Annotated in this window: 21 protein-coding genes and 1 tRNA gene; 17 read left to right on the forward strand and 5 right to left on the reverse strand. The window is 69.9% G+C overall.

Annotation, left to right across the window (positions count from 1 at the left end):
- Positions 1–2,511: 2,511 nt before the first annotated feature.
- A complete protein-coding gene (locus ACJH5R_RS20405) occupies positions 2,512–8,157 on the forward strand; it encodes a PE family protein (RefSeq protein WP_406782812.1) in 5,646 nt (1,881 codons plus the stop codon).
- 152 nt (positions 8,158–8,309) lie between these two features.
- Here ACJH5R_RS20405 and ACJH5R_RS20410 read toward each other — a convergent pair whose 3' ends face one another.
- Entirely contained in the window at positions 8,310–8,924 is a 615-nt protein-coding gene (locus ACJH5R_RS20410) for a GNAT family N-acetyltransferase (RefSeq protein WP_406756748.1), read from the reverse strand.
- Between the two features lie 184 nt (positions 8,925–9,108).
- Complete coding sequence (locus ACJH5R_RS20415; RefSeq protein ID WP_406756749.1) at positions 9,109–10,077, reverse strand: NAD(P)H-quinone oxidoreductase; 969 nt, start codon at positions 10,075–10,077, stop codon at positions 9,109–9,111.
- Between the two features lie 165 nt (positions 10,078–10,242).
- On the opposite strand from ACJH5R_RS20415, the gene ACJH5R_RS20420 reads away from it, so the two are divergent.
- The 8 genes from ACJH5R_RS20420 (at position 10,243) to ACJH5R_RS20455 (ending at position 18,722) form a co-directional block, all read left to right on the forward strand.
- Positions 10,243–11,247 (forward strand): MarR family winged helix-turn-helix transcriptional regulator, encoded by a 1,005-nt coding sequence (locus ACJH5R_RS20420; protein ID WP_406782716.1) that lies wholly within the window; start codon positions 10,243–10,245, stop codon positions 11,245–11,247.
- 310 nt (positions 11,248–11,557) lie between these two features.
- Positions 11,558–12,058, forward strand: coding sequence for a MarR family winged helix-turn-helix transcriptional regulator (locus ACJH5R_RS20425; protein WP_406756751.1), 501 nt, complete (start codon positions 11,558–11,560; stop codon positions 12,056–12,058).
- 11 nt (positions 12,059–12,069) lie between these two features.
- A complete protein-coding gene (locus ACJH5R_RS20430; protein ID WP_406756752.1) occupies positions 12,070–12,570 on the forward strand; it encodes a MarR family winged helix-turn-helix transcriptional regulator in 501 nt (166 codons plus the stop codon).
- A gap of 358 nt (positions 12,571–12,928) precedes the next feature.
- Entirely contained in the window at positions 12,929–14,023 is a 1,095-nt protein-coding gene (gjpA, locus tag ACJH5R_RS20435) for an outer membrane porin GjpA (protein ID WP_406782717.1), read from the forward strand.
- A gap of 48 nt (positions 14,024–14,071) precedes the next feature.
- Positions 14,072–16,603 carry a PGRS repeat-containing protein gene (locus ACJH5R_RS20440; RefSeq protein ID WP_406782718.1) on the forward strand — a complete coding sequence of 844 codons (2,532 nt, stop codon included), beginning with the start codon at positions 14,072–14,074 and terminating at the stop codon, positions 16,601–16,603.
- Positions 16,604–16,703: 100 nt separating this feature from the next.
- Positions 16,704–16,790 (forward strand) — tRNA-Ser (locus ACJH5R_RS20445).
- A 163-nt stretch (positions 16,791–16,953) separates the two neighbouring features.
- Positions 16,954–18,129: a tyrosine-type recombinase/integrase gene (locus ACJH5R_RS20450; protein WP_406782719.1), complete on the forward strand. Its 1,176-nt coding sequence runs from the start codon at positions 16,954–16,956 to the stop codon at positions 18,127–18,129.
- A 35-nt stretch (positions 18,130–18,164) separates the two neighbouring features.
- Positions 18,165–18,722 carry an orotate phosphoribosyltransferase gene (locus ACJH5R_RS20455; protein ID WP_406782720.1) on the forward strand — a complete coding sequence of 186 codons (558 nt, stop codon included), beginning with the start codon at positions 18,165–18,167 and terminating at the stop codon, positions 18,720–18,722.
- Between the two features lie 7 nt (positions 18,723–18,729).
- On the opposite strand, the gene ACJH5R_RS20460 is transcribed toward ACJH5R_RS20455, so the two are convergent.
- The 3 genes from ACJH5R_RS20460 to ACJH5R_RS20470 form a co-directional block, all read right to left on the reverse strand.
- Positions 18,730–19,167 (reverse strand): hypothetical protein, encoded by a 438-nt coding sequence (locus ACJH5R_RS20460; RefSeq protein ID WP_406782721.1) that lies wholly within the window; start codon positions 19,165–19,167, stop codon positions 18,730–18,732.
- Entirely contained in the window at positions 19,164–19,700 is a 537-nt protein-coding gene (locus tag ACJH5R_RS20465; protein WP_406782722.1) for a hypothetical protein, read from the reverse strand. The genes ACJH5R_RS20460 and ACJH5R_RS20465 overlap by 4 nt, the downstream gene beginning before the upstream one ends.
- An 88-nt stretch (positions 19,701–19,788) precedes the next feature.
- Positions 19,789–19,995 carry a hypothetical protein gene (locus tag ACJH5R_RS20470; protein ID WP_406782723.1) on the reverse strand — a complete coding sequence of 69 codons (207 nt, stop codon included), beginning with the start codon at positions 19,993–19,995 and terminating at the stop codon, positions 19,789–19,791.
- Between the two features lie 314 nt (positions 19,996–20,309).
- On the opposite strand from ACJH5R_RS20470, the gene ACJH5R_RS20475 reads away from it, so the two are divergent.
- The 8 genes from ACJH5R_RS20475 to ACJH5R_RS20510 all read left to right on the forward strand — a co-directional run bounded on the left by ACJH5R_RS20475 (position 20,310) and on the right by ACJH5R_RS20510 (position 26,002).
- Positions 20,310–20,504, forward strand: coding sequence for a helix-turn-helix domain-containing protein (locus tag ACJH5R_RS20475; protein ID WP_406782724.1), 195 nt, complete (start codon positions 20,310–20,312; stop codon positions 20,502–20,504).
- On the forward strand, positions 20,501–22,567 hold the full coding sequence (locus tag ACJH5R_RS20480; RefSeq protein ID WP_406782725.1) for a hypothetical protein: 2,067 nt from the start codon (positions 20,501–20,503) through the stop codon (positions 22,565–22,567). The genes ACJH5R_RS20475 and ACJH5R_RS20480 overlap by 4 nt, the downstream gene beginning before the upstream one ends.
- Positions 22,567–22,968, forward strand: coding sequence for a hypothetical protein (locus ACJH5R_RS20485; RefSeq protein ID WP_406782726.1), 402 nt, complete (start codon positions 22,567–22,569; stop codon positions 22,966–22,968). Before ACJH5R_RS20480 ends, ACJH5R_RS20485 begins: the two co-directional genes overlap by 1 nt.
- Positions 22,968–23,291 carry a hypothetical protein gene (locus ACJH5R_RS20490; RefSeq protein WP_406782727.1) on the forward strand — a complete coding sequence of 108 codons (324 nt, stop codon included), beginning with the start codon at positions 22,968–22,970 and terminating at the stop codon, positions 23,289–23,291. Before ACJH5R_RS20485 ends, ACJH5R_RS20490 begins: the two co-directional genes overlap by 1 nt.
- Positions 23,292–23,302: 11 nt before the next feature.
- Positions 23,303–23,533 carry a hypothetical protein gene (locus ACJH5R_RS20495; RefSeq protein WP_406782728.1) on the forward strand — a complete coding sequence of 77 codons (231 nt, stop codon included), beginning with the start codon at positions 23,303–23,305 and terminating at the stop codon, positions 23,531–23,533.
- Positions 23,530–23,859, forward strand: a complete 330-nt coding sequence (locus ACJH5R_RS20500; protein ID WP_406782729.1) for a hypothetical protein — start codon at positions 23,530–23,532, stop codon at positions 23,857–23,859. The genes ACJH5R_RS20495 and ACJH5R_RS20500 overlap by 4 nt, the downstream gene beginning before the upstream one ends.
- 25 nt (positions 23,860–23,884) lie before the next feature.
- Positions 23,885–24,727 carry a hypothetical protein gene (locus tag ACJH5R_RS20505; protein ID WP_406782730.1) on the forward strand — a complete coding sequence of 281 codons (843 nt, stop codon included), beginning with the start codon at positions 23,885–23,887 and terminating at the stop codon, positions 24,725–24,727.
- Between the two features lie 378 nt (positions 24,728–25,105).
- Positions 25,106–26,002 (forward strand): hypothetical protein, encoded by an 897-nt coding sequence (locus ACJH5R_RS20510; protein WP_406782731.1) that lies wholly within the window; start codon positions 25,106–25,108, stop codon positions 26,000–26,002.
- Positions 26,003–26,224: the final 222 nt, after the last annotated feature.

Raw genomic sequence — 26,224 nt, forward strand, 5'->3', positions numbered from 1 at the left:
GGCGGTAAGGGTGGTGCCGGCGGTGCTGGTGCCGACGGTGGTAATGGTGGCGATGGCGGCGACGGCATCAACGCCACTGCTCCGGGCGCCGACGGCGGCGCTGCCGGTGACGGTGGCAACGGTGGTAACGGTGGTGCGGCCGGTCGTGGTGGTGCTGCTGGTTCCGGTGGTCTGCTGGGGTCGGCGGGTGTCGCCGGTGTTGGTGGCACTGCTGGTGACGGTGGTAACGCCGGTGTCGGTGGTAACGGTGGCGCCGGCGCCGACGGCGATGGCGCTCACATCGATGGTGGTGCCGGTGGCCGTGGTGGTGACGCGGGTGTGGCCGGTGCCGGTGGTGCGGCGGCACCTGGTGGCACGGCGGGTGCTGCGGGTGCGGCGGCGACCGGTGGTGGTAACGGTGGCCAGGGTGGTGACGGCGCCGACGCCGTCATCGCCGGTGGTGCCGGTGGTGCCGGTGGTCGTGGTGGTGACGCTGGCTCGCTGGGCAACGGTGGCGCCGGTGGCGCCGGTGGTGACGGTGCGGTCGGCGTGGCCGGGCACACCGATGCCAACGGTGATGGCACCACGGGTCTGGCCGGTGGCGCCGGTGGTGTCGGTGGCGCCGGTGGTGCCGCTGGTTCCGACGCCGGCAACGGTGGCGCCGGTGGCGCCGGTGGCCGCGGCGGCACCGGTGGTGTCGGTGGCGCCGGCAATGACGGCACCGCGGGTCTGAATGCGGCCGCCGGTAGCGGTGACAACGGTGGCGACGGTGGCGACGCGAACAGCACCGCCGGCAACGGTGGCGTCGGTGGCGTCGGCGGTGACGGCGGCGCGGGCGGTACTTCCACACACGGCACCGCGGGTGCGCACGGTGTCGGTGGTATCGGCGGTGACGGCGGCGCCGCGGGCGCGACCGGTGTCGGTGGTAACGGCGGTGACGGTGCCGGCGGCGGTACCGGGGCAGCGGCCGGTAACGGCGGTAAGGGTGGCGCCGGTGGTGCCATCGGTAGCGGTGGCGCCGGTGGTGCCGGTGGCTCAAGCGGTGGCGCTAACCACGCGGCCTCCGGCGCGACGGGCGCAGACGGCACCGGCGGCAACGGCGGCAACGGCGGTAACGGTGGTGCCGGCGAGCTGCTGGGCGACGGCACCGTGCAGACCGGTGGACAGGGCGGCAACGGTGGCGACGCCGGGGCGGTCGGTGACGGCGGTAACGGCGGCGTCGGCGGTAAGGGCGCGACCGGCACGGCCGGACACACGAACATCAGCGGTGACGGCACGGACGGCGTCGTCGGTGGCGCCGGTGGTGCGGGCGGCATCGGTGGTGCCGGCGGTAGCACCGCGGGCAACGGTGGCGCCGGTGGTGCGGGCGGCGTCGGTGGCACCGGCGGTGCCGGTGGCCACGGCCTCGACGGCCAGGACGGTGTCGATGCGACGGCCGGCAGCGGCGGCGACGGCACGGTTGGTATCGGCGGCGGCGACAGCGGCAATGGTGGCGCCGGTGGTGTCGGCGGTCAGGGCGGTGCCGGCGGCACTGCGACAGCGGGCAACGCCGGTACGGACGGCGACGGCGGCCAGGGTGGTGTCGGTGGCGCGGCCGGTAATGCCGGCAACGGCGGTCGCGGCGGTGACGGCGCGGGTGGCGGCAACAACGCCACGGCCGGCTCCGGTGCACAAGGCGGTACCGGAGGCAACCGCGGCGAGGCCGGCGCCGGTGGTGCCGGCGGCTGGAACGCGGACAACAGTGTCCAGGCGGACCAGGGTGCCAATGGTGCCGAAGGCGGCGGCGGCCACGGTGGTACCGGCGGCCGCGGTGGCGACGGTGAACTGCTCGGTGGAAATGTGCCGCAGGCCGGCGGCAACGGCGGTACCGGTGGTACGGCCGGTATCGGCGGCGACGGTGGTGTCGGCGGCGACGGCGGAAACGGCGCGTCGGGCATCAACGGAACGACGGTGGTCATCGACGGGACCACGGGTGGTACCGGTGCCGTAGGTGGCAACGGTGGTGCGGGCGGCGCCGCGGGCGTGGGCTCCGGAAACGGTGGTGCCGGTGGTAACGGCGGCACCGGTGGTAACGGTGGAAACGGTGGCGCAGCCGACGACGGCTACCTGTTGGACCTGGCGGGCGGCAACGGTGGTAGCGCCGGTGCCGGTGCCGCGGGCGGCACCGGTGGTGCCGGTGGTACCTCGGCCGAAGGCACCGGTGGCCAGGGTGGCGCCGGTGGTACCGGCGGCAACGCGGGAACCGCGGCCGTCGGTGGTCAGGGCAGCGGCGGCGGTGGCGGTGCGAACGCCGGTGCCGGCGGCAACGGCGGTGACGGCGCGCTCGGCGGCGCAGGCGGTCAGGCCGGCGTGGGTGGCGCCGGGGTCGACGCGGGCGCGGACGGCGCCGTGGGCGCTGACGGCGTAGCGGCCGACGGTGCAGATGGCGGTCGCGGAGGCGACGGATACGGCCTGATCAGCGGGACCAACACCGGTCAGGGCGGCGGCAACGGCGGCCAGGGTGGTAACGCCGCCGCAGTCGGCAACGGCGGAATGGGTGGCACCGGCGGAGCCGGCGCGACGGTAGACGGCAGCACCGGCAACGACGGGAACGGCACCGACGGTGCAGTCGGTGGAGTCGGCGGTGACGGTGGCCAGGGTGGTGCCGGCGGCAGCACCTCGGGTAACGGCGGTGCGGGTGGCTTCGGCGGCGTCGGTGGCCAGGGTGGTGCCGGCGGTGCGGGCGCGGACGCCACCGTGGCCGACACGGACGGTGGCAACGGCGGCAACGCTGGGGCCGGTGGCGGCGGCGGTAATGGCGGCCTGGGCGGCACGGCCACCAACGGCACTGGTGGCGCCGGCGGCAATGCCGGCATCGGCGGCAATGGCGGCGTCGCGGGCAACGGCGGCGCCGGCCTGGGCGGCGGCGGTGCGGCGAACGCCGGGAACGGCGGTCACGGCGGTAACGGCGCCGACGGTGGTCTAGCAGGCCAGGTGGGCCTGGGCGGCACCGGCACCACCAACGGCGCGGATGGCTCCACTCGCCCCGACGGCATTGCCAGCGACGGCGGCGTCGGTGGCCAGGGCGGCGCCGGCGTGGGTCTGAGCGGCGGTGTCGGCCAGGGCGGCGGTCATGGTGGCGCCGGCGGTAACGCGGCCACGACCGGCAACGGCGGTGCCGGCGGTGCCGGTGGTGTGGGTGCGACCGTGGACGGCATCACCGGCGGCGACGGCAACGGCACTGCGGGTGCGGTCGGTGGCATCGGTGGCAACGGCGGCACCGGTGGTAGCGGTGGCGCCACGTCAGGCAACGGTGGCGCCGGTGGCAACGCCGGTAAGGGCGGCAACGGTGGCGCCGGCGGCGCGGGCGCGGACGCAACAGTGGCCGACACCGCGGGCGGTAACGGTGGGAACGCCGGTGCTGGTGGCCAGGGTGGTGTCGGCGGCCAGGGCGGTGACGCTGTCGCCGGCACCGGTGGTGTCGGCGGTAACGCCGGCGACGGTGGCAACGCCGGCACGGCCGGGTCCGGTGGTAAGGGCCTCGGTGGCGGCGGCGCGGCCAACGCGGGCGCGGGCGGCGCGGGTGGCGATGGCGCCGACGGCGCCGCTGCGGGCACGGCCGGTGCCGGCGGCACCGGCACGAATGGCGACGGTGCGGACGGCAGCGGTGGCGTGTCCGGTATCGGCAGCGACGGTGGTGCCGGCGGCAACGGTGGCATCGGCTCGGGTCTGATCAGTGGCAGTGACACGGGCCAGGGCGGCGGTGCCGGTGGGCACGGCGGTAACGCGGCTTCGGTGGGCACCGGTGGTGCCGGCGGCAACGGTGGTGCTGGTGCGGCTGGTGAAGACGGCGTCACGCTGAGCGACGGCAACGGCACCAACGGCACCCACGGCGGCGTCGGCGGTGCGGGCGGTGTCGGTGGTGCCGGCGGAACGAATGACGGCAACGGCGGTGCCGGCGGCCAAGGTGGCGTAGGTGGCGGCGGCGGTAACGCCGGCCACGGCGCCAACGGCGTCAGTGGCACCGTGATAACCCCGGGCAGCGGTGGCTCCGGCGCGGACGGAACCGACGGCGGCAACGGTGGTGTCGGTGGTAACGGTGGCGCCGGTGGTACCGGGGGCGCCGGCGGTACTTCCAGCCACGGCAGTGCCGGTGCGGACGGATCCGGTGGCGCCGGTGGGAACGCCGGTAATGCCGGTAACGCCGGTAACGGTGGTCGCGGTGCCGACGGTGCCGGTGGCGGCAGTGGTGCGGTGGCCGGCTCCGGCGGTGACGGTGGCAACGGCGGCGTCCGCGGCACGGCGGGCACGGCGGGTACGGGCGGCTGGAATGCCGGGCACACCACCCAGGCGGCCAGTGGCAATGCGGGTGCCTCGGCTATCGGCGGCAACGGCGGGGCAGGCGGCAAGGGCGGTACCGGCGTGCTGCTCGCTGATGGCACCGCGCAGCTTGGTGGGGCGGGCGGTGACGGTGGCAATGCCGGACCCGTGGGTAACGGCGGTGCCGGCGGTAACGGCGGTGCCGGCGCCGCGGGCGCGACCGGCTCGACTGCTCTGGCCAACGGCGGAACCGGTGGTAACGGTGCGGCCGGTGGTAGCGCGGGCAACGGCGGTAAGGGCGGCTCGATCTCCGGCAACGGCGGCCAGGGTGGTGTCGGCGGTGCCGGCGGCAACGGTGGTGCCGGCGGCGCGGGCGTGCAAGGTCTCGCGGGCGCCGACGCCGCCGCGGGCAGCGGCGGCAACGGCGGCGATGGCACCGATGGCGGTAACGGCGGCCAGGGCGGTAACGGCGGTCAGGGCGGCAGCGGCGGTCAGGGCGGTAGCGCCACCAACGGCACCGCCGGGCTCAACGGCAGCGGTGGTATCGGCGGTAACGGCGGCGCCTCCGGCCAGGCCGGTGACGGTGGCCGCGGTGGTAACGGTGCCGGCGGTGGCGCCGACGACACTGCTGGGCACGGTGGTAACGGCGGCGCCGGTGGTGACCGCGGTACGGGTGGTTCGGCCGGTAAGGGCGGCCTGAACGGTGACGGTGTCACCTACCGGTCCGACGGTGCGGGCGGCGTGGTCGCCGGCGGCGGCAACGGTGGTGTCGGTGGCGCCGGCGGCAACGGCGCAATGCTCGCCGACGGTGTGACCGGCCAGGCCGGTGGCTACGGCGGCAACGGTGGTGCGGCGGGTGCGATCGGTACCGGTGGCGCCGGCGGTGCTGGTGGCCATGGCGGTAGCGGCTTGGCTGGCGGCACCGACATCGACGGCAACGGCACTCTCGGTGGCGATGGTGGCACCGGTGGCCACGGCGGTAACGGTGGCGCCGGAGGCACCACCTCGGGTGCTGCAGGTGCAGGCGGCGCGGGCGGCACCGGCGGTAGTGGCGGCAACGGTGGCGACGGTGTCATCGGCTTGGCCGGCGACACTGGCGGTAACGGCGGCCTGGGCGGTAACGCGGGCTCCGGCGGTGCCGGTGGCCAGGGCGGCGAGACCGCCAATGGCGCCGGCGGCGTGGGTGGCGCGGGCGGCAACGCCGGCAACGCCGGTAACGGTGGTGCGGGCGGCAACGGTGGCAGCGGCGGTATCGAAGCCGCAGCCGGCAACGGTGGCGTCGGCGGTGACGGCGGTAACCGTGGCCTCGGCGGCGCGGGTGGCGCCGGCGGCGTCGGTAAGGGTGGCGCTCAGGCTGGCGACGGCCAGGACGGCACCAACGGCTCCGGCGGTGACGGTGGCGCCGGCGGTAACGGTGGTGCCGGCCAGACCCTGGGCGACGGTTCGGCTCAGGACGGTGGATCCGGCGGTAAGGGCGGTAGTGCCGGTGTGATCGGCACCGGTGGCGCCGGCGGTAACGGCGGCGTCGGCTCGGCCGGTGTCGACGGCCTCACCGACTCGAACGGCGACGGCACGGCCGGCTCGGCCGGTGGCCACGGCGGTAGCGGCGGCGAGGGTGGTGCCGGTGGTGCTGAGGCCGGCAACGGTGGTGTCGGTGGTACCGGTGGCGCCGGTGGTGTCGGTGGCCACGGCGGTGCCGGCGACAACGGTGCGACCGGAACCAATGCGACGGCCGGCAGCGGCGCCAACGGCGGCAACGGTGGCGACGCCACCAGCACCAACGGTGACGGTGGAGCCGGTGGTAACGGCGGTAGTGGTGGAGCCGGTGGTTCGGCCACCAACGGCAACACCGGCGCTGCCGGTGCCGGCGGCAAGGGCGGCGCCGGAGGTAACACCGGCGACGGAGCCAACGGTGGTAACGGTGGCGCTGGTGCCGGCGGTGGCAGCGACACGATTGCTGGATCCGGTGGCAACGGTGGCCAGGGCGGCACCGCTGGAACGGCGGGCCAAGGTGGCACCGGCGGCATCGGCGGCAACGGCACGGCTGCTGCCGACGGCCAGGACGGCCTGGTGCTCGGTGGCAACGGCGGTGACGGTGGCCACGGCGGTAACGCCGCGCTCGGCCAGGCCGGCGGTAACGGCGGTACCGGCGGTGCGGCAGGCACGATTGGACACGGCGGCGAGGGCGGTGACGGCGGCGCTGGATCCAACGGTGTGGCCGGAGGCACCAGCGGCATCAACGGCACCGACGGCACGGCCGGTACGGCCGGTGGCAACGGTGGTGTCGGCGGTGCCGGTGGCTCCATCTCCGGTGACGGCGGCGCCGGTGGCCACGGTGGTATCGGTGGTGACGGTGGTGTCGGCGGCAACGCCGCCAACGGCACCGCGGGAACCAACGCCACGGCCGGAACCGGAGGCAACGGTGGGGTCGGTGGTGACGCCACCGGCGCGGCCGGGGCGGGCGGTGCCGGCGGTGCCGGTGGCCAAGGTGGTGCCGGCGGTGCGGCGACCGATGGCAACAGCGGTGCGGACGGCTCGGGCGGCCATGGCGGTAACGGCGGCAAGGGCGGCAACGCCGGTGTCGGCGGCCGCGGTGGCGACGGCGCGGGTGGCGGAACGAATGCCGCAGCCGGCAATGGCGGTAAGGGCGGCAACAGCAGCAGCACCTACGGAGCCGGCGGCGCGGCCGGTGCCGGCGGTCTCGGTGGCGACGGGGTGACCCAAGCCGACAGCGGCGCCGCGGGTAACCACGGCGCGGTCGGCGCCGGTGGCACCGGCGGTAACGGCGGCAATGGCACGACGCTGGGCAGCGGCCTGGCGCAGGTCGGTGGCAACGGCGGTACCGGCGGTAACTCCACCGCCGAGTACGGCAACGGCGGTGCCGGCGGTGTCGGCGGCAACGGTGCCGCTGGAACCTCCGGTACCAACGCCGCCAACGGCGCCGGTGCCGCAGGCGGTAATGGCGGTAACGGTGGTGCGGCCGGCCAGCACGGCACCGGTGGCGCCGGTGGTAACGCCGGTAACGGTGGGATCGCCGGCAACAACACCTCGGTTGGCGCAAACGGCGGCACGGGTAACCAGCCCAAGGACCCGAACGGTAACTCGATGGCCGGCGGCTCCGGCGGCGACGGCGCCAAGGGTGCCACCGGGTTTGCCGGTGGCAAGGGCGGCGTCGGTGGAGTCGGTGGTGCCGGCGGCACCGTCACCGGTGACGGTGGTGCGGGCGGCCTCGGTGGCAACGGCGGGGTTGGCGGCGGCGGCGGTACCGGTGGTAACGGCGGCACCGGTGGTGCCGGCGGTGCCGGCGCCCTGGGTCTGCCCGGGCGTACCGGTGGTACCGGTGGCGTCGGCGGTCAGGGCGGCGACGGCGGTATCGGCGGCGCGGCCGGTCAGGGCGGCGCCGGTGGTGTTGCGCTGGGCGACGGACAGGCCGGTGCACACGGCGGCGGCGGCCAGGGCGGTCAGGGCGGTGTCGGCGGTAAGGCAGGCGTCGGCGGCAATGGTGGCGCCGGTGGTGCCGGCTACAACGGCATCGTCGGTCAGGGCACCGGTGGTGGCGGTACCGGAGGCAGCGGCGGTACCGGTGGCCAGGGTGGCACCGGCGGCCAAGGCGGGGCCAACACCGACGGCACCAATGCTGACGGCGGTGCCGGTGGGATGGGCGGTAAGGGCGGTAACGGCGTCAACGGCGCCTCCAAGCCCAGCAAGTCCAACTGGGCCGGCAGCGGCGGTAGCGGTGGCAAGGGTGGTGCGGGCGGTACCAACGGCGACGGTGTCGCTGGTTCGTCGGGTTCTGCCGGTGTCAACGGCGGCAAGGCCAACGGCGGCACCATCGGTCAGGGCGGTGCCGGTGGCGCCGGCGGCACGGGCGCACCGTAGCCAGAAGCCTGGGCAGGGCGTAGACGTACGAATCCCCGGTCCGACACTTCGGTGTCGGGTCCGGGGATTCGTACGTTGCGGGCCAAGCGAACTCACGCCAACAAAAAGGGCGGCGACAGCTGTTCTGTCACCGCCCCTCTGCGCCGCTCCGCCTACGCTTTGCGATAGCCCGGCATATCTTCCGGGGTCCGCAGCCAGGCGTACAGGGCAATGTTCTGATCCCACTTGGCCATGTAGTGCTCGCCGAGGAAGACCCCGCCGCGGCGCTCCCAGAACCGGCGACCGTACGAGCCCGCACCGGCATTGGTGTCTCCGATGATCCGTCGGCATTCCGGTTCGGCCGCGAAGATGCTGGACACCAAGGGGCCAAAGATGTTCTTGCCGTGGCCCTTCTCGACCGCGGCGGCGTCGGCCATGGCTCCGTGCAAGCCCACATCGTAGGGAAGGGCGTCATACACCGTTGCCAGGTCGTCTTTTGCCACCCGGAACAGCTCCATATATCCGAGGGGCTCGCCGTGGAGGAGCCAGATGTACGGGCGTGAGTAGGCACCGTCGAACTGGGTTTGCAGGTGACGACGCCATTCGTCGGGTGGATAGGCGTAGCCCCAGGTTTCGGCCAGATGCGGCCGGTTCATCCATTCCGAGATCATCTCGGCGTCGCCGGGCTGGTCAGCGAAACGGACACTGTACGGATCGGCGAGGATCGGTAGCGGCGGCGCCGGAACACTCAGGAGGTAGTCACTCAGGCCGACCCGTTCCCGCGGCATACTCATAGCGCACCCGAATCCGTTGTGGCCGAGCTGGCTTGAGTAATCATTACAAGTGCCTCCTGGGAATCCGTAGACAATCGGTATCGACAATGATGCTACGTCGAGCCCCCCGGGGCGAGCGTGCGTGTTTGCACGCCGACACACCGCAAAAACCGGCAATCTGTGCACCCTCGGCAGGCACCTAGACGGTCAGCACAACCTTTCCCGTCACCTCACCCGAGGACAGCAGCCGATGCGCTTCGGCGGCCTGTTCGATAGGCAACCGCGCGCCGATCACCGGCTTGACCCGGCCGTCGCCGAGCATGGGCCAGAGCTCGGTGGTCACCGCGGCAACAACCGCGCCCTTGCTGTGCGGCCCCTCCACCGGCCGACCGCGCAAGGCGGTCCCGATCACCCGGGCGCGTTTGGAGATCAGCTTGCCCAGGTTCAGCTCGCCCTTGACTCCGCCCTGCATCCCGATGACCACCAGCCGTCCGTCGTTGGCCAGCGCATCGACGTTGCGGTCCAGGTAGGCCGCCCCCATGATGTCCAGGATCACGTCGGCGCCGCCGGCCTCGCGGACCCGCTCCACGAAGTCCTCGTCGCGATAGTTGACGGTGATCTCGGCACCCAGTTCACGGCAGAACTCCAATTTGGCGGCTGATCCGGCGGTTACGGCCACCCAGGCGCCCAGTTGGCGCGCCACCTGAATGGCATGGCTGCCCACGCCGCTCGCTCCGCCGTGCACCAGCAGCAGCTGGCCCTCGGACAACCCCGCCGTCAGCACCAGGTTCGACCAGACGGTGCACGCCACCTCCGGTAGGCCGGCGGCATCGGCCAGGTCCACCCCGGCCGGAATCGGCAGCACCTGGGGTGCGGGAACCGCGACGTACTCGGCGTAGCCCCCCCCGGCCAACAACGCGCAAACCTGTTGCCCGGTTGTCCAACCCGACACTTCGTCACCCACCGCGGCGATGACGCCGGAGACCTCGAGGCCGAGGGTGTCGCTCGCCCCGGGTGGGGGCGGATACAAGCCCGCGGCCTGCAGCAGATCGGCCCGGTTCACCCCGGCCGCGGCCACCCGAATCAGCACCTCGCCCGGGGCGGGTTGAAGATCGGGGACCTCTCGCCATGCGAGGACTTCGGGGGATTCAACGACGATGGCACGCATGCCGGACACGCTACTACCGGCCCGACGCGGCCGAAAACGCTGAGGAACCCTAAGTGTGTCGCTTAGCATGACGCTGTGCAGCGCCACGATCGCCGCCGGACGGGGAGTGATTTACCCGGCTTGGATCTCGCCGAACGTCAAGCATGGCAACACTATTTGGAAGCCGTGCTGCGATTCGACGCAGCCCTGAACCGGGCGCTCAACGCTGAGCATCAACTGTCGGTGATCGACTTGCGGGTGCTCGACATGCTGGTCAAGTCCTCCGACGGATCTGCTCGGATGGGTGATCTGGCCGGCCTGCTGGGCGCGACGCGGCGTCAGATGACGAACCGGATCGACCGTCTGGGGGAGCGCGGGCTGGTACGCCGCGAGCCTGATCCGCAGGACAAACGCGGGGTGGTCGCGCTGCTCACCGACGCCGGCCGCGCGAGAGTCGACCAGGCGATCATCAGTTACGCGAAGGCTGTCTCGACCCACCTACTCGGATCGCTGTCGACTCGCCAGGTCAGCACCGTTGCGGAGAACTGCTGGCGCATCGGCGAGGGCCTTCGGCTTTCCGAACTGCGGCGTGCACTAGTCGGACCTGGTCCGCCCGTTCCGGTTCGCCTTGATGCCCAAGCCTTTCCGGAGGCGCCCACCTGTTATCTGCCCGGGGTCGACGACGCTGGGAAGCGTTGCTGGCACCAGTTCATGGCGTCGTCGGCGACGCTGTTCCCGGTATTGAACGAGCGTTTGGTCGAGGCGATCCAGCTCGGCCTCATCGACATTCTGCTGCTGGATCTGATCGCCAAATCCCCGGGCGGATCCGCGCCCCTGAGCGTGTTGGGTCAGGCGGTTGCACTGCAGCCCAGCCGGATATCTCAGCAGATCACCCGTCTGGAGTCCGAGGGGCTGGTGCGTCGTGCGCCCGGTGAGGGCGATCGGCGACGCGTCGTCGTCACCATCACGCTGCACGGCCGGGTCCGGCTGGGGCCGGCACTTGCGTTCTACGCCAGGGAGATTCGCCGATATTACTTGAACCCGATGTCGCGCCGGCAGGCGATCGCTCTCGGTGATGCGTGCCGGCGGATCAGCTTGCCTCTCAAGTCCGCAGCCGCCCGGCCGGTGCGCGCGGTACGCCGGAGTTCAGCGGCAGTCGCGGTCGTCGAAGGCGACGTCGTTCACCAGTGACCAGCTGACCGATCTAGCACCGGTGCCACCCAGTCGCATTGTGGTTCACAGGGTTTCCACAGTTTGCTGGATTCGGGCGGCGTGGTTCTGCATGGGAGAGAAGCGAACTGGTTACCCACGGGTAGTTACCGCTTGAAATATTTGAGACCGCGACATCGTCAGAGCGACCGCCATGACCGTGCTGGTGACCTGGGAATTCATTGCTTGATCACTGGCGTGGCCCCCGCCAGGTTCGGAGAAGTCGGCAGGACCCTGCGACGCACCGACCAAAGCCATCCCCGCATTGGCCGTGTCGCCTACTATCACGCAAATGCCTCGCCCTCTGCGTCCTCGGACCGCCAGTGATTTGCCGGGGCTGGACATAGCAGAACGACAGTCGTGGCAGAACTTCCTGGACGCCGCCATTCGGTTGTGGCCGACGCTGGACCGGCACTTGACCGACACTCACCGACTCACTCTGGTCGACATACAGATACTGGATGTCTTGATCAGTTCGCCTTCCGGCTACGCGCGGATGCGCGAACTTACCGACCTCCTCGATCCGACGGCTAGTCAGCTGGCGAAGCGAATTCGGAATCTCGAGGAACGCGGGTTGGTCCATCGCTCGGTGAGCCCAGCGGGTAAGCGCGCGGTCACGCTGCACATCACTGACGATGGCCGCAGCTTGGTCGAGGGCGCCACGGCGAGTTACGTATACGGCTTGCGGCGTCATTTCTTGAGCCAGTTGTCATGTCGGCAAGCTGTCACCATCGAGGAGAACTGCCGACGAATCAGCGCTGCCCTGAAATCGCCCGACGGCCGGGTCTGTTAGGAGCGCCAGCCGTGCCCGAGGAGATGGTGCCCGATTCGCAGATGTGCCAGGTGACGGGACTCAATGACGCCGAGAAGGGCTGCTGGCACGCGTTCTTCCAGGCCTCACGACTTCTGGATAAGTTGAGCGATCTGCTCAAGGAGTGGCATGGGCTCGCCCTCTTCGACTTTCTGGTGTTGGATCTCCTCGCCAAATCCGACAAGGGGTCGGCTCGGATGAGCGACTTGGCTGAGGCGTTCATGCTGATACCTAGTCGAGTGACCTGGCAGATTCGGCGGCTCGAATCCCAGGGGTTGGTGCGTCGAGACCCCAGCCCGATCGACCGACGGGGCGTGCGGGCCAGCATTACCCGCGAGGGTCGCACGCGAGCCGAGGCGGCGACCACGACCTATGCCAACGGGATTCGGAAGCACTACTTGGATCAGATGACCCGCCAGCAGTTGATCGCCCTGGGTGATGGCTGCCGCCGGATTAGTGCGCCGCTGGAAGGCTCCAACGGCCGGCGTGAGTAGGTCTCTCGGCAGCTGACGCCCGGAGTCGACCGTGCGGCATACATCGCTTGGCGCGCCTCAAGCGAACCAACTCGGCCCTTGCCGAAAGGCAGTAGATTCCTCGGTCGCTTCTGAGCGAATCCTATCTTGTCGTCTAAGGAACCTGTTCCAGCGCTTACTCGCCAGTAGTGTCAAATTCAAATACTTTCGCCCGCTTGGAGGTTCGCTGTTCGGCAATGGATGGCAGTCTCTACCTGCCGATAGTCCGTTAGCAAAGGTTCGCCGTAAAGCGGTCTCCGCGTAAAGGTTTGGCTATAACGACTCTTAGTCAGTGACGTTAAGGCGTTGTCCAGCTAGGTTTCCGATTGCTGAGCGTCACATGACCAAAGGAGTTCCCTTGTACGCCACCATTCGCCCCTATGCCACCGCTGGTGTGGCACTGGTCGGGGCCAGTCTCGTCGCTATCACCCCGGTGTCTGCGCCGTTGCCCGCGCTGCGTGATGTCCAGTCCCCGGTGGTGGCGCTGACCAGCGCGTGGGATGACGTGCTCAATGCCGCGTCGGCGAATGTGACGGCGATGTTGAACAACTGGTACCTGGCTCCCGGGGTGGGTATGCAGCAGTTCTGGGCCAACCAGATGAGCTACTGGGACCAGTTGGCCAACGACCCAGCAGGTTCGACCAACGAGATCAATGAGCAGATTCAGCTGCATCTGAACGCGGTGATCTCCGGCTGGGCGCTGCAGAACGAAACCGACGCGACGCACTCCACCGTGCTCAACCACACCATGGACGGTACGCATGCGTTGATGTTCGGCCAGGTCGCCGGCTACATCCCCGCGGATGTGGACAAAGACTCGATCATGCCGATCATCGACTACTTGGGCTCGCCGGCCAGTGCGGTGTTGATGGGCATGATCGGCCCGGGCATCAGCCCCTGGATCGCGCTGCTGAACGGCATCACCGACGGTGACAATCCGTTCGACATCCTGGTCAACATGGGTGGTGCGTTCTTCAACGGCGCCACTTTGAACCTGGATGCTCTGCTGCCGATGATCAACTCGTCGGGCTATTTCCCGGCTGGGATGAACATGGATCACCTGGATTTCGCCTTCGGCGGCCTGCTGTCGCCGGGTGCTGTCGCGGTGGGTCCGTACCAGGTGCTGGGCCCCGGCGGCGAGGTCGCCGCCTCGGTGCCCGCGGACGGCGGGTCGATCTTCCAAAGTGTGGGTATCGAATTCAGCGGCGTGCCGGTGCTGGGGACCCTCGATCTCAACAGTGCGGGGATCGGTCCGATCGCCGCTTGGCAGGCCTGGGGTCAGACCGTCGGTGCCCTGTTGGGTTCGGGCTGGGATGGCAAGGGTTCGGTGGTGGTGACCCCACCGTTGGCCGGCGCGGAACTGCCCCTACTCGATGACGGCAGTGCTGCAGCGACTGATGCATTCGGTTGGCTGGGCGACCTGCTCGGACTCTGACTCCTAAACCCTTCACCCCCCCATTCTTTGAGAGAGGTATCCCTGCACATGAGTCATCACACCAATGCACGCCGCCACTCCCGGGCGGTCGGTGCCGCCAGTACCGTTGGCGCGTTCCTGGCCTTTGGAATGGCGCCGCTGAGCTCAGCCCCGGCAGCTCAAGCCGATGAATTCGACTGGATCGCTGACCTTTTCGATTCCTCGGCGTGGCTGGCTGCCGAACCGGCCGACGCGGGAACCTTCGACTGGACCAGCATGTTGGATCAGTGGTTCTACGACCCGATCCACACCTCGATGGAGGCCTGGATCAACAGTGACTTCGGGGAAATGGTCAACGGCTGGATCAACACCTCGGCCGGGCAGTTCCTGATCGGTGACGGTGCCGATGGCACCGAGGCCAATCCCGATGGCGGCCATGGTGGCTTGTGGTTCGGTGACGGCGGCGACGGCTGGGACAGCACCGAAGCCGGTGTGGCCGGTGGCGCTGGCGGCAATGCGGCCGGCTGGCTTGGCGACGGCGGTGTCGGCGGTGATGGTGGCGCGGGAGCCAACGGTGGTGACGGCGGGGCTGGTGGCCTCTGGATGGGTAACGGCGGTGCCGGCGGCAACGGCGGGATCGCCCTGGATGCTGCTGTCGCCGGTGGCAACGGCGGTGCCGGCGGCGACGCCTCGGGGTGGCTCTTCGGCAACGGCGGGGTTGGTGGCAATGGGGCAGCCGGGCTGGCCGGCGCCGCAGGCACTTTCGCAGGCGGCGGCGACGGCAACGGCGTAGCCGGTGGTTACGGCGGCAATGGCGGCACTGGCGGGCGCAGCGGCTTCATGTTCGGCAATGGTGGCAATGGTGGCAACGCCGGAGCCGGCGGCAAAGGGGGCGACGGCGCCACGGGCACCGCCGAACACGTTGACGGCGGAAACGGGGCCTGGTCCTGGGGCGGCGGCGCCGGTGGTGCGGCCGGTGCACGCGGATCCTCCATCTACACCAGCCCCATGTTTGGGCACGCCGGGCAGCTCGGAAACGGCGGCGACGGCAGCGACGGCGGTAACGGCGGCGACGCCTACCAAGACGTCAACGGCCACTACCTGGGCAACGGTGGTTCCGGCAGCGACGGCGGATACGCCGGCAACGGCAACATCGGCGGCGCTGGCGGTGTTGGCGGTCACGGCGGCAACGGCCTCAACGGTGGCGCCGGCGGCTGGGGCGGCAACGGCGGCCAGTCCGCCGGCAACAACACCGGCGGCGCCGGCGGAAACGCCGGCAACGGCGGAGATGCCGCCGCGGGCACCGGCGGCAGCGGCGGTTGGGGCGGCTCGGGCGCTCCGTCCCAAGGCGGTGTCGGTGGTGCGGGCGGTAACGGCGGCGCCGGAGGCAATGGGGCTACCGGCGACAACACCGTAAAGACCATCGGCGGTGACGGTGGCGGCGGCGGCTCGGGCGGAAGCACCCAAACCGGGGTCGGCGGGGCCAGCGGAAGCGGCGGGGACGGCGGCACAGGTACCTATGCCGGCGGCAACGGTGGTGACGGTGACATTTTCTCCGCTGGCGGATCCGGTGCCACCGGCGGCGCCGGCGGCGACGGCGGCAACGGCGGCAACAGCACCGGGTGGAATGACGGAACCGGCACCATCTGGAGCCACGGCGGCAACGGCGGCAACGGCTCGCCCGGCGGAGGGAGTTTCGCCGGCAACGGCGCTGCCGGCGCCGTTGCCGGCAACGGCGGCAACGGCGGCAACGGCGCCTCCGGGCCGGGCGTCATCAGCGTTGGTGGCAATGGCGGCAGCGGCGGCACCGGGGGCACCGCGTACGGCGGCGGCAATGCCGGTGCGGGCGGGGTAGGTGGCAACGGTGGCAGCGGCACCGCCTCGGGTGGCAACGGCGGCACCGGAGGAACCGGAGGCGCGGGCGCAGTCCTTCTCGGTGGCAGTGGAATAGGTGGCACCGCGGGCGACGGCGGTTCTGGCGGCACCGGCGGCACCAGCGGCGGTGTCTCCATGCCCGCCAACAACCCCTACGGTGCTGGGCCCAGCCAAGCCGGCAACGGCGGGGACGGCGGTATGGGCGGCACCGGCACCATCGGCGTCGGCGGCAACGGTGGGGCCGGCGGGATCGGTGGCAATGCCCAAGGCAGCGTGAACGCCGGCAATGGCGGCAACGGCGGCGTCGGTGGAACCGGATTCACGGGCGCGCCGGCAACCAATCCCGCGCACGAACCCGGCGGTAACGGCCACGACGGTGGCGCCGCCGGCAACGGCGGCGTTGGCGGCAGCGGTGGTACCGCCGCCTCCGGAAACGGTGGCAATGGGGGTACTGGCGGCGCCGGTGGCACCGGCGGTGCGGGCAGCCGCGGCGGCAACGGCGGCACGGACGCGAGCGGCAACGCCTTGCCCGGCGGCAACGGCGGCGACGGGGGGATCGGCGGCAATGGCGCGGCCGGCGGCGCGGGCGGCACCAGCGCCAGCGGTAGCAGCGGGACGCACGGCGCAGGCGGTGCGGCCGGTTCCGGTGGCGCCGGCGGCGTGGCCGGTACCGGCACCCCGCCCGGCCAGCCCGGCACCACCGGCGGTAGCGGCCAACCCGGCTGACCCGGCCACGAGCAGACGCAGACTCGCATTAAAGGCGCCGTGCGCGTGCGAGTTTGCGTCTGCTCGGGAGCACTGACCCGGCCAAGGTACGATTTCCCGCGGTGGCGTGGCAGAGCGGCCTAATGCACTCGCCTTGAAAGCGAGAGACGGCTAACACCGTCCGGGGGTTCAAATCCCTCCGCCACCGCAGCTCAGGGATGGTTTCCGAGTCAGAATCCGAGGCTCGAAAACCGCTCCAAGGCTCCAAAATGACCCAGGATGACCCACAATCCGGGGAATTGACCCAACCTGGGTCCGCGTGTCGCAGCTTGCGGCTGGTCTCACCGAACGATTCAAGGTGAGGTTCTCGCATGGCTCGACTGCCCAAACATGTGACTCGTGTCGACACCGGAGACGGCGTCAGATACGAGGTGCGTATTCACGGTTCGCGTTCTGACGGTTCGCGGTTCCACCACAAGCGCCGATTCAAGACTCCCGCTGAAGCGACAGCGTGGCATTCGAAGATCACGAGCGAACTCGCCGAGGGGACACACACGGCGCCGTCAGACCTCACCGTGAAGCAGGCGATCGAGACGTGGTTGAAGTCGAAGTCGGCGCGGGTGAAACAAACCACCTCCGAGGCGTACACCGCGGCGCTGCAGCCCGTCGTCGACCGGTATGGCGACGTGAAGGTTCAGAAGATCACGAAGCACGATGTGGAGGAGCTGGTGACCGAGTTGCGCACCGGCTCCGGAGACCGTGGTGTCTGGGCGCGCACCAGCATCAATCCCATGCTGGCTCGGTGGCGAAAAGTGTGGGCTGATCTGCACGCCGAAGGTGTGCTCGCCCGTAACGTGGTGGCTCTGGTTGAGCCGCTCCGGAAACCGTCAGGGGCACCGGCGATGAAGACCGACGATTCGTTGTCGGATTCCGAGGTAGAGAAGCTCATCGCCGCACACACCGGCAGCGATGATCATCACGCTCAGCGGCGTGAGCTGTTCCTGCACCTGGCGCTGCTGGGATTGCGCCGAGCAGAGATCGCCGGACTGCGGTGGTCCGCAATCGATCTCGACGCCGACAAGCCGACGCTCTCCGTGCGAGAAACACGGGTGTCCACGGCAGCCGGGGTGATCGCGCAGGAAGATGCAAAAACAGCGGCGTCATCGCGTGAGTTGCCGATCCCGCTGCATGTGATCCCGATCGTGCGTCGGGTGCGCAAAGTGCAGTTGGAGATGCGGCTGGCAGCGGGGCGGCTGTGGGAGGGGGAAAGCGACGGCTATCTGATGTCCCACGATCTCGGCCGCGCGCTCTCGCCGCGCACCCTGAACTACTGGTGGACAAGGTCTCTCGACTTCGCCGGGATACCGCGTCGGCGGCTGCACGCATCACGGCACACCGCGGCGTCGGTGCTTGAGCGGCGCGGAGCGTCGCCGGCGGTGATCGCGGCGTGGCTCGGTCACGCCGACGGCGGGGTGCTGGCCATGCGCACCTACGTGCATGTGAACGCCACCGGATTGGCCGTTGCGGCGAAGCTGCTGAGCAGCTGATGGGTGCCGTCAGGGTTCGCCGGTACGGTCGGCCTATGCCCGTACCCACCACCGTGATCGACTCGCTCCGCGCATATGCCGTCTCCCACCGCTCCGAACCGTTCTCGCTGGCGTCCGGAGCGACCAGCCGCTACTACGTCGATGTGAAGGCGGCGTTGTGCCGGCCGACCGTGCTACGCGAGGTTTCAGCGGCGATCGTGGAACTGGCCGCCGCGGAGGGGATCTCCTTCACGCACGTCGGTGGGCTGACGATGGGCGCCGACGCCGTCGCGGTCGGCGTATCGCTGGCCAGCGGAGCGGAATGGTTCAGCGTGCGCAAGGAGCCGAAGGGGCGCGGCCACAGCCGGGTGATCGAAGGCGCTGAGTTGGGGCCGGATTCGCCAGTTCTGCTGGTCGACGACGTCGTGTCCACTGGCGGCTCAACTTTGAAAGCTCTGGAGGCCGTGCGCGCGACCGGCGCGGTCGTTACCGCAGCGATCCCGGTCGTCGACCGTGACGCGGGTGGGCGAGAGGCCTTGGAGGCGGCCGGGGTTCGATACCTGCCGCTGGTGAATCATGGGGAGCTGGGGATACCGGCGTTAGGCACCGAATAATCGCCCATCACCGGCCCGGCCGGTACAAAACCACCGAGTAGAACGGTTCTCCGACCAGCGTCGGCGGCTGCACGCTGGCGATCGCCAACTCGAAGGCGTCAGGGCTCAGCGCAGCCTGGCGCTGCGCCTCGGCCACCGTCTCGTAGTTCCCCAGCCATTCCATGTCGTCGTGACGGTCCAGCTCCTGCGCCTCGATGAGGCTTATTCCGAGGGTGGTCAGACCGCCTTCGTAGCCTGAACCGAGCAGCCGAGTTTCGGGCGGTATGTGCTGCAGCCTTTCGACCAGTTCTCCAACGGTGGCGACGGTGCCGGCAGGGATCTCCGCCGTGTACTCGCTTTCCCCTGATTCGTCGCCTGGTTCCAAGCATCGGAACCATGTGAATTTCCCGGCAATCTCGACGGCGTCGACGATGCGGTGTTTGTCGTTTTCGTTGTCGCGCATCACTGCTCCTCCCGCCGGGGTGCCTGATCGTCGTCCCAACTGAGAACGACGGCTTCGAATTCGTCCCCTACCGGCACGTCGCCGGCCGACAGCGCCCCCGCCCGCGCAAAGATCCCTTCACCCCTCGGCTGCCCCTGACGGGCTTGGAGCGTCGCAGTGCTGATCTGGATGTGCCCATTGCCCCCGTGTGGTGCTGGCGTGGCTACGGGGCGATCAGGGGGCAGTTCCTGCAGTGCGGCGATGAGCTCGCCGACAGTCCGCGGCGGTTCGTAGGGGAGGTCGCCGGAGACCAGCGCGGGGTCGGTGTCGGCCAGCAGCAGCACCCGCTGTTCGCGGCCGTGCAGCTGGGCTGTCTCGATCTGGCTCGCCACATAAGCCAGTCGAGGCTTGCCGTTACCGATACGGATCATCACCGGCCGCTCGCCGGGCCAGTGTTCGGTGTCGGTCAGCGCGTGCAGCCCGTCGACGGTGATGAAAGGGAAGCGGTCGCCCGGCAAGGTCTCGGGTTCCGGGCAATCGCAGTGAAACTCGCTCATGCTGCTCATCCTCCCGCTCCCATCCGACACCTGCAGCTGAAACAGCCCCGGCCGGGTGGGGCGGCCGGGGCTGCGCGGTGGGGGTGGGTCAGTGGTCGAGGCGGTCCAGCGACTGGATCCCGGCGCAGAGGCCGGACCAGATGCTGTCGGCGGCAGCCGTTTTCACCTCGTCGGTCAGCGAATCGGCGGCGTCGGCGTCCAGCACCTCGACCCCCCGCTGCGCGGCCTGCGCCAAAGCGGCCGCCGTCTCGATGCGGTCGCGAATTCCCATGTACTGAGCAGTTGTCGTAGTCATGCACCGATCGTGCGCCGGAATGCGTTGCAGTTCAACCCCTGTCACTGCCGCTGACCCGCGCGGCGCGGTGCCGATCCGGCACCACGGCTTCCGGTTGCCGGACGGGGTGCCGGGTGCCGCCGTTGTGGCCGGCCGGGGGATCGGGCAGCGGTGCCGGCGGCGATGCCGGTGCTGTTGCCGGTTGGGGATGCACGGCAAACCGGCGCAGATTTGTCTACTGTGACTTCAGTCACAGTAGACGGAACTGGGCGGAGGGGTGTTTCGAAACCGCGCCCCACCCGTTGAAAGTGCGCGCCGCGTGCTACACCGTCGCCATGAGCAAGGTCAGAGGCATTCCAGGCAGGTTCTTCCCTCACGCGATTCCGGATCCCGAAACCCGCCGTGAAGTGGCTAAACGGGTCCGTGACGGTGAGCGGATCAGTGACGTCGCGGCGCGGTATGGGGTCAGCTACTGGACGGTTCGGCGGTACGTCGCCGAGTTCGCGGACGTGGTCGGAGCGGACCGATGAGCGGGCCGGACGTCGACGCCGACGCGGGCGCAGGCGGTGGCGCGAAGGGCGGGGTGAGGGGCGCCACGAAGCCGAAGTTGCCTCCACCTCCGCCGTATACAGCGCCGGAGTGGGTGAAAAAAGTGCCCGGTTTGTACGCGAGCCAGTGGAAGACGACCGGCAAACTGGCCGACGCAGCCGCTGCGAAAGCTCCGGCGGTGCTGGGCAGTGCGGCCGGCAGGTTCGGTATGCGTGCTCTGCCGGTGGTGGGCAGCATCGCCGCCGCCGGTGCCGCCATCAGGGACTTCGAGCGTGGGAACGTGGTCGGAGGTGCTCTGAACCTGGTGGGCACCATCCCGGGTCCGATCGGGTGGGTTGGTGGGCTCGCTGGGGTGGCCTGGGACGCCACCCACGGCGGGGGTGGTAGCAGCTGCGGCGAGTGGGACCCGCCGGATGGCGAGCGGACCCACATGCTGCCGGCTGCGGTAGCTGAGCAGGGAAAAATCGCTGACGCGGATAAGGGGCTCACTGAGCTGCAACGCAAGATTTTCGGCTTCACTGACGGGCCGCAGGGGACGGTGTGGGGCCAGCAGCCCCCGCAGGCCCTGCGGTTGGACACGGCTCAGGTGAAGACCGCCACGGATCAGTGGCTGCGCGGCGTCGCTGACGTTTTCGCGCAGATCGATCGCCAGCTGCAGTCGTCCGGAGAGCCCTACATGCTCAAGGCCCGATCGCAGCTCGCCCCCCACTTCGCCGCCATGGCCAAGCTTCCCACCCAGACCGACGCGATCATGGCGCAGCTTGCCGCAGCGTCTGACGCGGCGGAGCACGGCTACACAGCCGTCACGCAGACGAACGGCAACATCCGCCGCCAGCTCGCGTCGGGCAGCGTCACCGACACCGCACCGGCGCACGCGATGGACACCGCCATGAAACAGCTGGTCACGCAATCCAAAACAGCCAACGAGAAGTTGGCGCAGCTGTTCGCCCACTCTCCGGTGGCGCCGCTGGCTCCCGGAGGGGCCGCTCTGGTCGGCAGCCGCAAGCCAGCGGCGCCGGCGCCGAAGCCGGCGATGCCAGCTGTTCCGGCCGGACCCGCTCCGACTCCGCCGGCCGCCAAGACGCCGGAGAAAAGCGACATCGACAAGCTTTTGGGCCAGCTGGGCAAGCAGCAGATGGCCATGCCGCAGATGCCTCACATGGGCGGTGGGTCTCCCATGGGTGGCGGCACGCCAATGGGGCACGGGGGTGGAAGCCCGCTCGGTGGTGGCGGCGGAACGCCGCTGGGTCAGCAGGGCAAGCGGCTCGCCGACGACGCGGATCGCGGTCGCAAGCTCGTCGACGGGGATGAGAAGAAGGCAAAACTGTCCGGTGGTGACCCCGTGCAGCAGAAGGCCGCTGTGGTTCCTGGAGCCGCAGCTGCCACCGGTCCCGCTGCGGGTCTCGGGAAGACCGGAGCGAAACCCGCTGTGGCAGAACTGAAGACCCCGACCGAAGTTGACGTCAAGGGGCACAAGACGACTTTCCCGGATGCAAAGACAGCGAAGTTGGCACAGCTGCTCGCCGGAGGCGACGCCAATCACCCGATCAGCTTGGCCGACGCCGCGGCGCAGGCGGGGCTGGTGCCGCCGACACCGGGCCAGGACCCGGGCCAGCAAGTGGCTCCGTCCGATGCGAAACCAGGCGATGTGCTGGTGGCCGGCGACAAGCGGTTCTTGATGCTCGGCGACGGCCAGTTCTACAGCATTGATGACTACAAGGTGGTCGGCGCCAGCGAGTTGCCCAAGGACATGGGTTCACGCGCAGGCTATTTCCACCTGCTGGACCCTGCGCAAGGCGGAGCTGCGACCGGCCCTGTCTCCGGACAGGCGCCCGCCAACGTGGCTTACCCGGTTCCGGGCGGCACCGCATCGACCGGAGTGCCGGCCGATGCCAGTCCTGCGGGTGTCAATTCCTCCGGCACTCCGGGCGTGCCGGCGCAGGGCGGTGCAGGGCCGGCCAGCGCAGCTGCCACGGACACCGGTCTGCGCGAGACTGTGCCGTCCGCGGCTCCGCAGAACCTCGACCCGAAGGCGGTGAAGTGATGACACCGAGGATTCCGCCGATCCAGAACGCGACCCGCGAGACGCAGCTCTTCCTCCACGCCGTCGGCGCGGCACTGGCGCAAGCCGGGCTAGCGGAGGGCGTGACGGTGAAGCTGGCGCTGCCCGAGCGGCAGCCGTCGCCGCTGGCGCAGAAAGAGGCGGTCGCCCAAAAGTTGGCGGCGGCGATGAGCGACGTCGAGCGAATGCTGCGGGCGCAAAAGACGCCCGTGACGGAGATGCCGAGGGCGACGACGGGGCGAGTGCTGGTGGAGCGAGGAGAGGTGTACGACGCGGTCAACCGCACCTACACCCCAGGGCCGGGGTTCGTGACGCTGATCAATGCCATCACGGTCGACGCCCAAGCCGAGATGGAGTCGCTGGAAATGGAGAAAGGGAACTGATGGGTGACATCGAAGTGCATAGCTGGGACGGGTTCCGGAACCAGCTGTCGCAGTTGACGCAGTTGCATGGGCAGATCGCGGCTCGGCGCGACGCCGGGAGCAAAGTGAGCGCGGCTGCGGCCGCGGCTGCCACGGGAGAAGGGGGATCAGCGCCGGTCTATGCGCCGTCGCTGACGGCGCTGGGGCTGGCGATTGACGGAGCCGGAACGCATATCGACGCGGCTGCCGCAGCGGTGGCGTCGGTGCTGGCGGAGTTGGAGCTGATCGTCGATGGGCAGCAGGGGATCGATGAAGCGGGCGCACAAGAAGTTCAGAACGTATAGGAGGTTTGGCCATGGATGAGCGCGCAGAACGATTGGCGGCAGTGGCCGCTGCCGCAGCCGCCGAGGACGCGCAGGCAGCGGCGATGGAGTCGGCAGCAGCGGCACTGGAGGAGCAGGCGCAGCAGGCGCTGTTGGGGGCGCTGGAATGCATCACCGCTGTGGAACCGGGCGACTTCCACGGAATGACCGCCGCGGTCGCGAACCTGCGGGCCGTGGCCAAGGAGTGGGGGCACGCATCGTGACCGATCAGATCCAGATCAAGGATTACCACCGCTTCACCGCGGCGCTGGATGGCCTCGACGCCGCTCACAGCCCGCTGCCCGAGACCGCTGCTGTGGCGCGGCAAGTCGCCGACGAAGCAGCGGCTGGTGCGGCTGGCGCGACCGGCTCGGTTGCCGACGCGACGGCGTCGTTCCTGGCCGCGCTCGGCGGTTCGGTGACAACGACGGCCGACACCACCGACACCACACACAGCCAATTGTGGGAGACGACGTTCGACATGCGCGGCTGGAACGGCGGAATGGAGTCGATCCAGGATTCTCGCGCGAAAAACATTGCAGGCACGTGACGCTCTGACGTGGGATGATGGGCAGATGATCCGTCGCGCAGCCGCAACAGCTGCCGCCGCGCTCGCGGCGGTGGTGGCGGCTCTTTCGGGCTGCAGCACGACGGTTGCAGGGACGGCACGGCCAGGCACCCAGCTGAAGTCAGCGGCTCTGGAAGATGCGAAATTAGCAGGGGCGGAGCGGGAGTGGGTGGACGTCACCGGTCAGGGAGTAGCCCTGCCACGTGACACTCTCGTTGGCACGCACTACAGTCCCGTGCCCATTCCTGGCGCAGCGATTGCGCACGAAACGTTGGACGGTCGCGCCAGGAGTTGCACCATTGGCCCCGCTGTCGCCGACGGCGGACGTCAGGGATTCCTGACCGCTGGCCATTGCGCGACCAATGCCGTTGGCGAGCAGAAACTCACCGGGTCGGACGGGCTTCCGGTACGTGCACTGGGAGCGGCGGTCGAAGCTGAATTCAGCCGCGGTCTGCGTGACCCCGCCACGGGATACGCCAATGACTCGGCTGTTATTTGGACGCCAGCGGGATCCGTCGCGGCGATCATCGCTGGCACTTGGCCTGTGGCCGGCGTGCTGTCCGTCGCCGAAGTAGAAGCCCTCCCGAAGGGTGCGCCGGTCTGCTTTTTCGGCGCGGTGAGCGGGGTCGCCTGCGGTCCGCTGCTCAATTCCCGCGACCCGGGTGGTGTGCATTTCGGCAGCAGCGCCCAGGGCGGGGACTCGGGCGCAGCGGTGTTCCTTGTTGCAGATGGAGCGGCGTGGCTTATCGGGATCATGTCGTCGACTGACGACTACCATCCAGCGTCGACCGCCGCGCTGCTGGCACCGGCGCTCGATCGGCTCCACGCTGAGGCGATCACCGCTCGCTGAAATTCGCGCCGGAGACCCCAATTCAGGGCGTTGAGCTGGAACAATGGGTGTATGAGCGAATTCCCTGATCCAGATTTCACTGCACTCCGCAACACGGTTCGCGTGCGGGGGTTGGGTAGCCGGCTGGAGAGCATTGAGGCTGACGTCCGGTCCGGTGCGAACAGCCTTGCCGGAGAAGGTGAAGGCCTTGGATTGACCCGCGGTATCGACGCTCTTCACCAGGGCGCCGATGAAGTGCGGCGAGCTGCCAATCAGGTTTACGCCAGTGCCGCCGCAGCGGACGAAGCAGTCGCGCTCGCTGATCATTGGGAATCGGTAGCACCGAAAGACGCCGAGATTGATGAGGCTGACGCGCGAGTAGCCGAGACCCGACGCGCGATGAGCGCCGCGTACGAGCGCGGCACCCCCGCGCAGCAGGTCGCCACCCACGCGGCTGCGGAGGCTGCGCAGCAGAACGCCTCGGTCATGCGGGCGCAACGGATCAGCGCAGACGAGGCTTACAACACCGGCATGATTGCTTTGGCGGCGAAGGTCGAGCAGCAGACCCTGGGCAGTCGATCGTTCGTCGACGGACCCAGCATCTCCGCCCGCACCCCCAACTCCTTCGGCGCTCTCAAGCCACCGGCCCGCACGACACCCGGAACCCCTGCCGGTCCACGCACTCCCGCCGCGCCCGGAGCCGGAACATCTCCCTCTCCCCGCACCGACCTGTCGAAGGCGACGATGCCGACGATGCCGCAGGTCCCGCAGGGTCAGGGGGCGCAAGCCCAGCCCCAGCCCCAGCCCCAGCCCCAACAGCCGCACCCGCAAGCCGCGGCGGCGGGCGGAGCCCCCACCAGCACACCGACACCGAAAGCCGCCGACAAACGCCGAGACAGCGATTCCGCCCCGACCGGCCTGTCCGCCGCGGTCGGCGCGACGGGTGCCGGCGCTTCGCCGGTGAGCAGCGCAGCTGCACCGCGGCCCACGAACCCTGGCTACAGCGTGACTGGCATGCAAACGGCCACCAACGTCACCGGCAGACCCGCACCCGGCGTCTCCCTCAGCGCCGGAATGCCGACCACCGCGCCCGCCACGGCTGCCGGCACCGCGGCAGCGCCGGCTGCGGGCGGGATGGGCGCCCCGTACAGCCCGATGGGCATGGGCGGCAAGGCCGGTGGGGCGCAGAGAGAAGCCGCGGCGATCAAGCAGGGTGTAGTTGAGCCGCTGGAAGACGGGATCGTGCGCGGCGGCACGGTGTGCCGCGGGGACGACGAGCAGCAGAAGGCGGGTTAGCCGGTCAGTTTTCGCAGGGCGCCGCGATCGACGCTGGCTCGGCGAGGATTCGGGCGACGGCAGCCCGCTGCTTGCCAGTCAGCTGATCAAGCGTTTTGCCGACCATCGCCACTGCCCACCAAACTGTCTCGACGATAGGGCATTTCGGGCAAGTCCTTGGGCTGACGACGCCGAACGCGCCCATACGGGGCGGGTAATCCCAGCCGGCCTCATACGCCCCCT

It is taken from the genome of Mycobacterium sp. SMC-19 (assembly GCF_045310815.1).
Taxonomy (GTDB): Bacteria; Actinomycetota; Actinomycetes; order Mycobacteriales; family Mycobacteriaceae; genus Mycobacterium.